At 53.3% G+C, this 14,157-nt stretch carries 7 protein-coding genes and 1 tRNA gene; 3 read left to right on the top strand and 5 right to left on the bottom strand.

The window, feature by feature from the left end; genetic code table 11:
- Positions 1-44: 44 nt before the first annotated feature.
- Positions 45-1,166, bottom strand: a complete 1,122-nt coding sequence (gene lpxD, locus SH302x_RS20985) for a UDP-3-O-(3-hydroxymyristoyl)glucosamine N-acyltransferase (protein WP_479364620.1) — start codon at positions 1,164-1,166, stop codon at positions 45-47.
- A 206-nt stretch (positions 1,167-1,372) separates the two neighbouring features.
- On the bottom strand, positions 1,373-7,471 hold the full coding sequence (locus SH302x_RS20980; RefSeq protein ID WP_479364619.1) for an alpha-2-macroglobulin family protein: 6,099 nt from the start codon (positions 7,469-7,471) through the stop codon (positions 1,373-1,375).
- Between the two features lie 360 nt (positions 7,472-7,831).
- Between SH302x_RS20980 and SH302x_RS20975 the strand changes: the two genes are divergently transcribed.
- From SH302x_RS20975 to SH302x_RS20965, 3 genes are all read left to right on the top strand, one after another.
- The gene (locus tag SH302x_RS20975; RefSeq protein ID WP_479364618.1) at positions 7,832-8,383 is read left to right on the top strand and encodes a transcription termination/antitermination NusG family protein; all 552 of its coding nucleotides are present in this window, start codon (positions 7,832-7,834) and stop codon (positions 8,381-8,383) included.
- A gap of 286 nt (positions 8,384-8,669) precedes the next feature.
- Complete coding sequence (locus SH302x_RS20970; protein ID WP_479364616.1) at positions 8,670-10,361, top strand: archaeosortase/exosortase family protein; 1,692 nt, start codon at positions 8,670-8,672, stop codon at positions 10,359-10,361.
- 102 nt (positions 10,362-10,463) lie between these two features.
- Positions 10,464-11,438, top strand: coding sequence for a GDP-mannose 4,6-dehydratase (locus tag SH302x_RS20965; RefSeq protein ID WP_479364615.1), 975 nt, complete (start codon positions 10,464-10,466; stop codon positions 11,436-11,438).
- Between the two features lie 117 nt (positions 11,439-11,555).
- Here SH302x_RS20965 and rpsT read toward each other — a convergent pair whose 3' ends face one another.
- The 3 genes from rpsT to SH302x_RS20950 form a co-directional block, all read right to left on the bottom strand.
- Positions 11,556-11,828, bottom strand: a complete 273-nt coding sequence (gene rpsT / locus SH302x_RS20960; protein WP_479364614.1) for a 30S ribosomal protein S20 — start codon at positions 11,826-11,828, stop codon at positions 11,556-11,558.
- 166 nt (positions 11,829-11,994) lie between these two features.
- A tRNA-Ser gene (locus SH302x_RS20955) sits at positions 11,995-12,076 on the bottom strand.
- Between the two features lie 129 nt (positions 12,077-12,205).
- Positions 12,206-14,050: an ABC transporter ATP-binding protein gene (locus SH302x_RS20950; RefSeq protein WP_479364613.1), complete on the bottom strand. Its 1,845-nt coding sequence runs from the start codon at positions 14,048-14,050 to the stop codon at positions 12,206-12,208.
- Positions 14,051-14,157: the final 107 nt, after the last annotated feature.

Here is a 14,157-nt window from a genome sequence, read left to right as displayed (position 1 = left end):
CGTTTCTCTGCACGTAAAAGTGCACCTACGGCCTTGGTGGATGACTAAGCGGCTTTGGATTGCATGCCATCTTGAGAAGTGGATATAGCGATCGAGGCAGTCTGATGAGCTTCGATCAGCTTCTGCAGTTCTTGCTGCATCTGACGGAGCGTTTTTCGCATCTCTGGCAACCGTTGGATCGCCATCATCGATTGAATCGCCTCTTTGCGTGGTGCCGCTGGAGCTCCAATGACGACTTCATCTTGCGGTACATCCGCTGCAATGCCCGACTGAGCTCCCGCCATGCAGCGGTCGCCCAAATGCACGTGATCGCGGACGCCAACTTGACCACCCAGTACGACATAAGCACCTGTGCTGGACGAACCCGCAATGCCAACTTGGCTGCAGATCAAGTTGTGCGTGCCGACTTTAACGTTGTGCCCAATTTGCACCAAGTTATCAATCTTGGTCCCCATCGAAATGCGTGTGGCACCATAGGTTCCACGGTCGATCGTCGTGTTGGCACCGACTTCGACATCGGATTCTAAATGGACCCAACCCAACTGGGCGGTCCGCTGGTGTCGGCCTTCCGCTTGCTTGTATCCAAATCCGTAAGCTCCCAAGACCACACCCGCATGCAAAACGACTCGGTCTTCCACGACAGTCCGCGGATAAAATACGACGTTGGGAAAGATCTCGCAATCGCGGCCAATGACGGTATCCGCCATCACGCGGACGCCGGGATGCAGGACGGTTCGATCTCCGATGACGCAATTCGGTCCAATGGTCACAAAGGGACCGATCGAAACGTCGCGACCTAATTGTACGTTGTCGGCGATCGTAGCACGCGCGTCGATGCCTGCGGCTGCTTTGTGATGTTGAGGCCGAATCAATTCGATGGACCGTTCAAACGCGTCATGGGGACGGTCCACGGCGATTAAAATGATCGCCTGCGTTTTACAAGCGGTCAGAATGGCGTCGACGTCATTTTCGCTGACGATGGCAGCGACCGCAGGACTATTGGCTAACGTTTCCGCCTTGTTCGCATTGTCCAGCAGTGTGATACACCCAGTGCTGGCATCTACCAACGGCAAGGCGTCGGTCACGGTAATCTTTTCCGCCACGCCTGGCGATACGCCAACCAGCGTACCGTTGACCAGATTCGCGATTTGCAACAGTGTTACCATGGGCGTCGGACTCCTTCCCGATCTTTTTTCTGGATCTGCTTGAGCTAGCTATTTGAAGTTTCCATACCGATTGCATTCAGGCATGGCCTAGCTTCATTTTGGCTTGTAGCAGCAATCTGGGCATGGAGGCAAGGTAGAATCCCTGCCCAGAGTCGAAAATGCGGCCCGCAACACGGCACAAATCGAGAAGATGGTACGTCTACTACTCACTCCACCGAAATGCTCAAGCTTTCACTATGGCTGTTAAACTCCGGTGCATACATGCACTGGATATTCGCCAAACCCGTTTGATATTGTCCACGCAATTGCACGCGTGTCGAATACTCAAACACATAGGTCCCCTTGGGCAAGTAATCGATGAAGAAATGGCTAGCAGTGTCCTTGGTCGATTCATAATAGGCCAGTCCGTCTTGGTAGCGATATGTCGACAGTACGTTGACGGGCTCGGTTCCGCTGCCACGATGATCCTTCAGGTGCACATACTCCATGTCGCGATCGGTTCGGAGTACTAAACGCACTACTAACTCATCTCCGACGTTCACCGCGCCAGCAACCTTGGTTAACTGAGGGCCTGTGGCCGTGTGTGTCTTGACGTAGAGTTCTTTCGTCAATTTCAGCGGGTTCTGATCGTGAGCAGTCACTTTGCTGATGTCTTCAAAGTACTGCCAATGCACACTGCCCCAAGCGACACCGTCATCCACTTTGACAACCTTCACCGCGCTTTGCGACGCCTTGACTTCGGCGGCTTGGAATCGTTGCTCGTAGAAACCCGTCCCGGCTTCGACTTGCTCTGGTTTGACGGGCTGTCCGCCCAGCGAAACACTGACCAGTTCGTCGGAGGCCAAATTTCCGGCTCCTCGTAATAGCAGTGAGTAAACAGCATCTGCAGTCGCTTTGGTCGTTTTCCAATCTTGAGTTTGCTTTTGTTTAATCAGCCAAACTTTACATGCTTCCACAGATTCTTGATCGTTGACGACTTCGTCGAAAGCTTCCACCATCATCGCTTGAGTTTCGATCGGCGCGCGATACCACCACCACGATAGTTCCATGTCTCGCCAGAACATGCCCATTTCCTCGTCTTGCACAGCACGCTCTTTCAATGAGGCCATGATCCCCTTGGCCGCCTCCAATTCACCAAAGCGTTTGAGCGCGATGGCCAATTGTGCTTGCGATTGACGATGCCCCAGCGGCAGCCAATACTTCTTGGCTTGGCTTACCCAATAGTCGATGGCCTCTTGATGCTCAGGTGCCACCGGTTGCTGCTCCAGATAAAAGCTACGACCGTACAGATAGAGCGAGACGATCGATGACAAGTGTTGCTGGTCACGCACCGCGGGTGGAATCCGCTGGTAGATTCGCGTCATCCAAGCGTCCAGACCTTGCAAGGTTTGCAAAGCGATCGATTGATCGACGGCTACGCCCAAATGCTGCAGGCGACCAAAGCCGGTCATAATGTACAAGGTGATATACTCGTTGCTGGGACCGCCAGGAAACCAAGGCCACATGCCATCGGGACCTTGGGCCGCACGCAGTTTCTCCATGGCTCGGCTAAGCTCTGCCTGCAGTAAGTTATTATCGAACAGCAAGCCGACGTTGCGTCGAGCTTGGCTTTCGTCTTGAGCTTGACGGTACCAAGGCGTTTCATCCAAAGCGACCGCCTTCAACTCTTCATTCTTAGTCAAAGGGCTGTCCAGCGCAGGTGTTGCTCGCCATTGGGCAAAGATGCGTTCGATTTTTGGATCGCTGTTGACAATGTATTGAGCGAGCGCGTTGGCATACAAACGATTGAAGGTTTGCTCGCTGCACTCATGAGGAAACTCCATGAGGTATGGCAGGGCCATAACGGCATACCAATTTGGATTGGATACCATCTGGACCGTTAACGATTGGTGCTTGAGCGTATCGGAATTGGCCGACTCTCGCAGTTTCACAAAGTCAAACTCTTTGGTCTGCTGGCCGCCAATGGGCAGCGAGATCGATTCGGTCAGCATAATGCGACGTGAAAGAATCGGCAGATATCCTTCTTCGCCATCGCTGATACGGCCCGTTGAACCCACGGCCTTGTACGAAATGAAGCTAATTCCGTCAGGCACTTGGATTCGCCACGCGAATGACCGCGTTTCGCCAGCAGGTACTTCGAAAGCTTGCTGTTGGTCAACGTTGGCAAATTGATCGTCGATGGCATCGTTGGTCCGTGCATCGCGTAGGTTGAGGGCGACGGTTCCTTTTTGAATCGTTGCGGATTTGTTCGAAACTTTGACCGTAAACTCGATCTGGTCGCCTTCGCGCAAGAACCGAGGCGGATTGGGTTGGACCATAATGTCCTTGGAGGTGACGACTGAGTCGATCAGTGCGCCGCTGCGAGTTTGTGCATCGTGAGCGAACGCCATGAACTTCCACTTGGTAAGCGCTTCGGGCATCGTGAATTCGATCCTCACTGAGCCGTCTTTGCCAGAGACCAAATGGGGATAGAAGAAAGCCGTTTCGCTAAGATTCTTGCGAGCGGCCACATTGGAAAGATCGACGTTCGCTGAATTAGTGCCAGCGCCGCTATTGCCCAACCCACTGGCGTCTTGCGCTTGATTGAACGCGAACATGTTTTCGCCTGCCGGAGCCGCAGCCGCCATGGGGGCGGCGGCAAAATCACTGATACCATCCGCCATGGCCGATTCCATCATCATCGGCATTGCGTCAACGCCGAAAGCTTCCGCGCCGCCACCGAGGCCACCAGATCCCCCTCGTCGCATGCCACCACGCATCTTCTGCATGGGGAAAGCACCATACATAAAGTTCTGTGTCAACTGATTCAGCAGTTGTGGATAAACGAAATAGACGGGACGTCGGTCAATGGGATAGCCAGAGACAACTTGCGAAGCCGCAAAACTGTTTTCGAAGCTGAGCGAGTATTGCGAGTTATCGCGACGATAAAAACTGAAGCGTTGCATCCAAGAGAATGGTTGAATGGCATCCAGTGACGCATCGTACAGGGTTGCAACCATTTCAGCGGCCGCTTTTTCGGCATCGGGACCGGTCACAATCGCGGTCCATGTTTCTTTCTGCGCGGGCTCCAGTTTCGAAACGAAGCGTTCCCACTTCACATCAAGATTCTTATTGCTCCAAGGCACCGAGATGTATCGCGTCTGAGCGTAGACGCGATTCTCATGCACCATGTGGGCCGTCACGATAAAACCGCCACGCATCTCTTGGTTGATCGGCAACTCGATTCGGTGCTGCGTTTCTCCTGCTGGTGTCCAATACTGTTTGAGGATGTTGTTGCGATGTTTGATCACCACCCAGAAGCGAGCTTGATCGTAACCGGTGCCCAGGATCGCGCTCAGCGACTGGCCGGGCTCTAGAGTAGACTTTTCCACCTGCAACTCGCTAGCGATGCGCACGGGAAACTTGTTGGCCGCCGCGTCGATTACCGTCAGCGGCAGCATGGCTTGGATTTCGTTGCCCGATTGGTCTGATGTCGTCAGCATCGCGCGATAGATCCCGGCTTCCAGTTTCGCTTTGACATCCGCAGTTCCGCGGGCGTCGGTCTGGAAGTCAATCTCGGATACCAGACGATCTAGCGGCCAAGTATTCGGATCGCTGGTTGGCTCGCTGGGCTGTTCTTGCAAGCTGCGCCCAAAGGGCCGATAGGGCTCGTACTGCACACGATTTTCGCGGATGACCTTTTCAGGTTGCTTGAGCGTGTAGATCTTGATTGTGCCCCGAGCCGACTGGCCCGTCCCGCTGAGCGAAGTGGTGGAAACCTTGATATCGATCGGCTCAGCGACCGTTAGCCAGTCATCGGTCGACATACTGGCCGCTAGCGACGTGAATCCCAACGTGACTGTGTGGCTGCTGGAGCGTGTTTCGCCCGTGCCATCAGTGACGTCCGCATAAACAACGAAGTGGAACTTCGGTTCATGCTTGCGTTCTGTTTTGCCGTCGGGCTGGGCTGGAAAGCTTAGCTCAAAAGAGCCATCAGCCGCTGTCGTCACAGATCCGTTGACGATCGCAGTGCTTGCGGGGCGGGGCATCCACCAGTATCGCCACGAGTACCAGATCGGAAAGTCGACCTCACGCATGACACGGTAGACCACTTTGGCATTGTCGATGGGCACACCGGTATAGGCGCGTGCCGTTCCCTTGATGGTGACGGTATCGCCCAGCTTGACTTCGGTCTTTGGAGCATCGATGGTCACTGCGAATTTGGGTCGTTTGTATTCTTCAACGCGCAATGAAGTTTGGCCCGACGCACCCTCTGCGACCATGATCGACATCATGCCCGTCAATCGATCTCGCGGAGCTGTAAAGGTGCCGCTGAAACTTCCGTAAGCATTGGTTTGATGAGTGCGACGCTCGATCTCTTGGCCGTTTACATCGTTGAATACAACCACGGTCCGCGTGCCCGACTTCAATGTTTCGTAGCGATCGGAGCTGGTGTCGATCAAAGCAGAGATACCTTTGTAGTGGATCGTCTGCCCCGGTCGATACAAGGTACGGTCGGTAAAGAACACGGTTTCGGTGCGTGATGGGATTTGTTGCGGTTCCCAGTATCGCGCGTACGCACTTTCGCTGGATAGAGCATCATTTTGATAGCTGGCTAGCAGCAGCGAGCGGTTGTAGCCTTGCTGTTTGGCAGGGAATCGGAATTGTCCATTGGCGTCGGTTTGGGTAGAACTGCGCTGCAGTCGGTTATTCGCGTCGCGCAAGAATTGTTGAACCGTTGCGTTCGCGATAGGGGTTCCCGATTGCGCATCAACGACGATTCCGGAGTTGGACGATTCCGCGTGATCATTTTGTACCAAGAGGCCTAATTTACTGACCCAAATTTCGCGTATGGAAAGCTGGTCTTGGTCCTTCAGATCGAAATCGCCAGCATGACTGCTCAATAGAAAGTAGGACCCGGCTGGTACGTCTTTCGGCACCTTGACCGTCGCCGTATTCTCCAAGTAGTCCGGCGTTGCAGGCAAGGCTTCGGCCCACGCTTTGACTGGCGTCTGTCGAAAGATCGCGGCGAGTGTGTTGCGATCCATCTGCAGCGGTGAGTATCGATCGCTGTTGACATATCTTTCGAAATCAAATTTGACTAAACGGAAATGGATACGATCCAGATTGCGATAGCGAACCGTGATTTCTTGCTGAGCGTCGTTCCAAACACGATCGGAAAGCACTTCGGAAGATTTGGCTTCGATCATTTGAATCAAATTGTAGCAAGCGGCCCCTCCCATGCTTTCAGGAAATCGCTTCAGTCCTCGGCTGGCGATCGCGTGAGCTGTCGTGTAGTCCTTGGCCTCGAAGGCAAGCTGAGCCAACGCGGCGGTGGCTCGTGTGCTGGCAGGATGAGCCGCGTATTGGTCTTCGAACTGTTGCATGGTCGCTTTGAAGCGAGCGATCTTCAACTCTTCGTTGGCAATGGATTGAGATTTAGCGAATTCCAATCGGAGGATATCGGTGTCCAGCAGCGCGGAAAGATTCTCGTCGTCTTGATGGAAACGTAAGAGTTCTTGGAAGAGTTGGATGGCTCGCAGGGTCAATGAATCTTCGTCGGACGTTTCAGGAGACCATTGCACAAACTGCTGACGCGGCGCAAACAGCGGGCTATCTGCGTCGATCTGAAACGCGTCCACCATTTCGACGGCTGACGTTTCGCCAGAAGCATAAAAAGCGATCGCGTGATGAGCGATCACATCGAACATCGTAGGTCGCAGTTGATAGACTTCGGCTGAATCGTTGCTATCGCCGACGTTGTCCAGCAGTATTGCGTAATCAATCGCTCGCGTGGTTTTCAGTAAGTCACTTCCGGCAAACGTTTTGTCAAATTCTTGGTCGATTTTGGCCCGGATTTGAGGCAAGCTCCATGTCAAAATGTCGCTTTCATTGGTTGAGCTGTCCGCTTGGGTGCGCTGGATAAAACGCCAGCGGTTTTGCTGATAGAAATGCCAATACCAGTTGGCCAGCAGGGCCTGCATGACCGGCTTCATTTCAGCAGGGGCTTGGTCGATTTCGTCTTGGAGCCGTTGAATCTTTTCTTCTGCTTTATTGCCTTGGATGTTTGCGTCCAAAGTGGCTTTCAGTGCCACTGCTTTGATAGCTTCGGCAAAGGCCTTGTCCTCGATGGCAGCCGCAGCGATCTGTGTCAACTTCTCGATGGCCGTCTGAGGCAGGCCGGTATTGATGGCCTGGTCAACCTCTTGCCAAGCGGCTTTTCGATTCTCGGGCGGGTTCTGACCTTGAGCCACACTAAATATCACGATTACTCCGGCTGCGACGGCAGTCATTAAAAAAAGAGAAAGCTTCGATGGGAAATGCATGCTGGGGGGCTCCGTGCTGAAATTTCGATGAGAGCTGAGGCAAAACAGCTTGCAGGACCGAGGGATAAGGTCGCTGAAGCTGTGTCTAAGGCAATTGGACCGACCAACTCCATAACGATCAGGCCCAGGAAATATTAATTGTAGCGATCTTATTCCGCTTGCAGTGCACGAGGTCGGGGAAACCGCAGAACCGGAACCGCTAGCAAAATCGACGTTCGGCCGGAACCCGCGAGGTTGAAATCGTATCTATTGCCTCGACGATTTGTCTGTTGTGTGGATACAATAGAAGATTGCTGGAGCGTTGCGGCCCATGAAGTGCACCGCGTTATTCATGCAACCTCGTTTTTCCTTTTGACCTATATGCCGCTATTAGATGCTGAGATTGACCAGTGGCCGTACGGGCTGATTATGTCCGACGCGGCCTTGGATCAGAATTGGTGGGCCATGTATACGATCGCTCGTCAAGAGAAGAAGCTGATGCGTATGCTGACGGATATGAGGATCAACTTCTACTCGCCGATTATCGAGCGACGTTACAGAGCCCCTAACGGTCGGCTTAGAAAAGCTTACGAACCGTTGTTTCCAAACTATGTTTTTGTACATGGCGAGGAGTTGCAGCGGTATCAAACCGTCTGCACCGGTTGCGTTTCGCGTTGGTTGGAGGTCGAAGACAACGTTTCTTTGATCACCGACCTGCGCCAGGTGCACCAACTGATCCAAACCGGTGAACCAATCGCACCCGAAGCGAAAATTGAAGCTGGACAACGTGTTCGTGTCCGAAATGGAGTCTTTAAGGGTTTCGAGGGCGTTGTGGTCCGGAGGGAAAACTCGGTCCGGCTCCTGATTCACGTGCGGTACATGGGGCGCGGAGCTAGCGTGGCCTTGGATGACTGCCAACTGGATGTCATCTAAATAGCAGGAATCGTATCGCGGTTAAACGAAAGGTTGCGAATTGCAGCCGACTTGCACGATTGCGGCATGCTTGATCAATAAGTGGTTTGAATGATCAGATGTGGCTGGGCATTATGCAATCTTCATTGATTCGTTGCTGTTTAAGGGTTTTGCAAGCGTGCCGCTAAATCTACAATATTTGGGCGCCGCGATCTGAGTTTCATTGCTAGGGGCTTATCGTATGCCCGTTTCAGATCGATCATAAGTCACTTGCCAAGATAGACGATTTTCATTGTCACTTTCATCGATGGAACTTACCACTGACGACCTTGTAAAGATCGACGATTTGATGGCCAGCGATTCATCCAGCGAACCGTCGACCGAGCAGCTCGATACGTTTTGGCTAACTGTCGTTGGGATTGTCCCTTTGTTGGGATTGCTGCCGATGCTCTTTGTCGAAGCGTTCCGAATTTGGGAACGGCCGCACTATCGTTTCGCGCCGCTGACAATCCTGGCTGCGGTAGCGTTGATTGCGGTCCATTTTCGATATTCGCAACCGGATAAGAAGCGTTACTGGTTCGCCAGTGGTATTGCGGCTATTGGTGCCGTTTTGGGTCTGGTTTCCATCTGGTTTTTCCTGCCTCAGCTTTCCCACTTCGCGATCGCAGTCATATTGTTTGGTTGGCTATTGGGGCAGATGGGGGAAACGCGTTGGACCCGGATTGCGGCCTTGGTCGCCTTGGTCGCGGTTGCCATTCCGTTGCCTTACAGTTGGGATATCTCCATCATTCGCACGTTGCAAACCGTGGGTGGTAATTGGACCAGTGCTGCCTTGGATACCTTTGGTGTGTTGCATCTTCAGAGCGACAATATGATCAGCTCTCGATTCTTCTCGATTCCGATTACGCGAGTGGCGGGCGGTCCGGACAGTTTCTTTTTCTTTCTTGGGCTAGCAACGGTTTTTCTCGCTTTGCGTCGACACGGTTATTTGGCAACGATCCTGTTGGTGGTGAGCGTACCGCTGTGGGTGATTGTCTACAGCACAATCGCTCAGACCGCTCTGGGGATTTACGGTAATATTCAGGGCAATAGCGCTCAAGAGTTGCCCGTGTTGCTGACTCGCGCCGCCGTGTTTACCCTCGTCCTGATCGCTTTCATCTTATTCGAGGTCGCATTGTTAGCGTTGACGCGGCCTGCGAGCTGGTCCAAAGCGATCGAAGACGAATGGCTGATTGAAGATTCCATAATGCGTTCGCGCCCGCCCATTGGTTTGTCGATGCAGCAGCCTTTAAGTCGGTTTGTCTCTCTGCCGCTTGCAGTCACACTGCTAGGCGGGGGGCTGATGGCGGCTTGGTTGGTTGCCAGCAATCTCCAGCGCGCCGTGGGGACACAGCGAATTTCAAGTGCTTACACCACCGAGATCGCGAAAGCGACGACGCTGCCCGACGAAGTTGGCGACTGGAAGAAAGCAAGCTACGCCATCGAAGCGAAAGTTTCAGCCAGTGGATCGCCAATTCCAGCTTTTGTTTGGAAGTACAGCCGCGGTTTGGAGCAAGTCACTTTTGCGTTAACGGCTGGCAGCAGCCGCTTGTCACCGCTCCAGATGTACGCTCAGTTGAACTGGCGTCCGGTGGAGGGCGCAGCAGATGGGATGGCGGATGCTTCGCTACCGTACCGTTTCCTGCCGCTGCGGAATGCCATAGGCGGTCAGGCTTTCTTGGTGTTAGCGGAAATCGATATCGCTGGCGACATCCGCCCGCCGGAGTCTACTGAGGGCAATTCGCAATCCGATTGGCAAAGTATCTTCGCAAAATTGTCGGCTAGTGACGACGATAACGAAACACGTGTTTTCGAGGCGGAAGCGTTCTATCCGACCATCGCCGAGCAACAGCGTGTCGATGCCAGCGTGATCAACTTGGTGAATACCTTATTGCAAACTATTGGCCAGCGAACCAAAATAGAGTTCACTCCTTCGACGGCAACCGTCACCAGCCCGTAGCTTAACGACTGAGGGCGATCCGAGGCGGGGCGGTCGTCGCTCAGCGGCGATTGGCAATTAGGCTTTGTCCGCGCCCATTCCGTTACCTGTACGAAATCGTGAATGCCAAAAACAGCATTAATCACCGGAATTACCGGTCAGGATGGGTCGTATCTTTGTGAGCTACTGCTGGAGAAAGGCTACCATGTCCATGGCCTGGTGCGTCGCAGCAGTTCGACCGTGCGCTACCGATTGGATCATTTGACCCAGCGGCCAGACATCTACAATCGGTCGCTGTTTTTGCATTATGCGGATTTGGATGACACCACAACGGTGCGGCGAATCTTGATGAGGGTGCTGCCGGATGAAGTTTATCATTTAGCCGGTCAAAGCCATGTTGGGGTTAGTTTTGACATTCCGGAATCGACGTGCGAATTCACTGCGATGGGTACGCTTCGATTGCTGGAAATCCTGCGTGACTTGAAGCCGATCCCCAAGCTTTTGCATGCCAGCAGCAGCGAGATTTTTGGCCAACCGGAAGAGTTTCCGCAGCGGGAGCAAACGGCATTTCGACCGTGCAACCCCTATGGCGTGGCCAAAGCGTTTGCCTCCGATTTGGTGCGTGTTTATCGCGAGGCCTTTGGAATGTTTGCTTGCAACGCGATTTGTTACAACCATGAATCGCCTCGCCGTGGGGAAAGCTTTGTGACGCGGAAGATCACGAAAGCGGTCGTAGCGATCCAGCGCGGACAGCAGCAGCAATTGCAGCTAGGCGATTTGACTGCTCGTCGCGACTGGGGGTATGCTCCCGATTATGTTGATGGCATGTGGCGAATGTTGCAGCAGCCTGAGCCTGGTGACTACATTTTGGCGACGGGCAAGCTTTGCAGTGTGGAAGATTTCTTGGCAGCTTGCTTTGAAGAAGTCGGATTGGACTGGCGACGTTACGTAGTCTCCGATCCGCGTTTGATGCGGCCAGTGGAAAGTGCGCCGCTGGTCGGCGATGCGTCCAAAGCCAAACGAGAGTTGGGCTGGAGTGCGACGGTGACGATGCCGGAATTAGCCCAGCGAATGGTGCAGGCAGAGCTTTTAGGCTAGCCTGCTTTACCGTCATCTGGATGTCACCTAAAGAATCGCCGGGGGCAGAGTACCGCGGCGTATTTTGGGGGGCTGGAAACCGGCTGCTCAGTAAAAGCTCGTTCCCAACCGAACCAACTAAGCAGCGGTGCTTGCTTTTTTCAGCATAGCCGACAGACGGCTCTTGAGGCGTGATGCTTTGTTTGCGTGAATAACGCCTTTGGCGGCCGCTTGATCCAATTCCTTGGAAACACCGGGCATAAGCGATTTGGCCGAATCAAATTCCTTGGAAGCTACGGATTCGTACAGTTTCCGAATCGCGGTTCGCAAAGTGGATTTGACCGATCGATTTCGTTGGCGTCGTTCTTGGCTTTGACGCAGTCGATGTTTGGCGCTTTTAGTGTTAGGCATAACTACAGAGAGAACTGAATATCGAAAATAACGCGGTAATCGCACAGCCGAACGCGACTGAACTTGAAAAACCCCGTTAGTTGCAAACGGGCCGCATATAATTGCATGTCTATCGGCAATTGTCTAGGCGAAAATGCCAGGAACTGCAAACCAGCGGGAAATTAAGCGGAGGGCAAGGGATTCGAACCCTCAACCGGTTTCCCGGCGCCTGATTTCGAGTCAGGTTCCTAACCATTCGGCTACCCTCCCGGTCCCGGCGATCTTTCGCCGAAACGGTGTTTGTATGCTCCAAAGGCTTGTGTCGCAAGTCCTTTTTGCGGACTTCAAACGAAACAGGTAGCGGTTTGGCTCTCGCCGCAAGAACTGCCAACGGTAACCTAGGAAGACGTTCGCAAGCCCTCAATCTCACTTTCGCTGGCCTGCAGCAGTTCCGCAAACTTGCCATCGGCAGCAGCGAGGTTTTCAAAAGTGCCCGTTTCTACGATTCGGCCCGCATCGAACACCATGATTTTGTCGCAATGCCGCAGCGTTGTCAGACGATGAGCGATCATGATGATTGTTTGGTTGCCCGATCGTACGCCCAAAGAGGATTGAATGAAACGTTCGCTGATATTGTCCAAAGCGCTCGTCGCTTCGTCTAAGATCAAAACGGGCGTATTTCGCAGCAGCAAGCGAGCTAACGCAATCCGCTGACGCTGTCCGCCCGACAGGTTATTGCCCCGCTCGCTGACGGTCGCTTGGTACTGACCGTGCATCTCCATAATCTCGCTATGGATATGGGCCGCGATCGCCGCACGTTGCACTTGTTCATCGGCCACTTCACCACAGCCATAGGCGATGTTTTCGCGGATGGTACCGGAAAAGACGAACGGGTTTTGGCCGACGTAACCCACCAGACTTGCCAAGCTTGCTCGATCCAACAAATCTATGGGCACGCCGTTCAGTTTGACTTGCCCCTGCTGCGGATGAACCAATCGCAGCAGAACTTTGATCATCGAAGACTTACCACCACCGGATTGGCCCGCAATGCCCACACACTGGCCTTGCAGGACATCGAAACTGACATCATGCAACACTTGCTTAACGCGATCCCCTTGACGATAGCTGGCGGTCAATGACTGGACTTCAATCATTGGCTGATTCTTTGTGGCGATCGGCAATGCAGCAATCGCAGGAGTTTCAAAGGACTGGTCGACGGGCCGAAGCAACATTTCTCGCAGATCGGTCATGCGCAAACTGGACTCATGCCCGACGTCCACAATGCGATGGATTTCATTCAAAGGCGACATCACGCTGCCAAACAACGCGGAAAAGACTAGGATATCTCCAAAGCTGATCTGGCCTTGGATCGCCATATAAGTAGCCAGAGCCAACACGGCCAAATTAAAGAAGCCTTCGTTGATCGCTTTGCCAGATCCGAACAAAGACATTTCAAAGTGATGCTTCAATTCTCGCCGCCGACGACGATCGGTAGATTGTGACAAACGGTCCACTTCGCGATCGATGGTATTCGCCACGCGGATGTACTCGACGCCCGCCAATTGTTCGACCAGCATCCCGTCGACTTCCTCGCAGTCGCGCATGAGCTGCAAGCGAACGCCTTTTTGTGTCTTCAGTTGTCGCAGCGTCAAGAACACCGAGATTGGCACGACGCCCAACATGACCAAGCCCAGCATCGGTTGTTTCATGAGCGCGGCGACCAAGGCAAAACTGCCCGTGAAGATCGCAGGCATAAAATCTAAGAACATCAAACGTATGAAATGAATCAGCCCATCAACGCTGCGAAAGATTCGGCCGTGCATGGTGCCAAGCTTCTCTGCATTCAGTTGCTGCATGTCGTAACGCATGACGTGAGCTGCCGTACGCAACTGCATGTCACGGTTAAGCCCCGTGCAAGTATTCTCGACCATGTAGCGACGCAGAATATTGAAAGTCTCTCGCATCAGGTACAGCACGCCGACCACTCCGAGCAACTTCATCGCGCTCCAAAATAAAGTGCTCTCTTCGGTGTTGCCCAATCCGCTGGCCAGCAGATTGACCAGATAGCCTAACAAGAAGGCTTGGTAGATATTTGCTAAGGAGTTGGCCGCCATCAAACCCGAAGCGGTTCCCAAGGCAGCGCGATGCCAAGCGGGCACCATCGCCCACGCTTGCTTGCCACACAATGCTAAAGCCTTCGACTCTGCCAACAACCAAGCGATATCTGAACGGTTTTGTTCCATGTCGGAATGTTAAGCTGGCGACTCCCTTTCGTTAAGGAGTGCTGTAACGTCTTCGCTCCACAAATCTCTAGGTTTTTGCCGTCGGCTTTTCTGCCATCGGTTGGCAA

The sequence above is a fragment of the Njordella calcicola genome (assembly GCF_056494125.1).
This window is presented reverse-complemented; position numbering and strand designations above follow the sequence as displayed.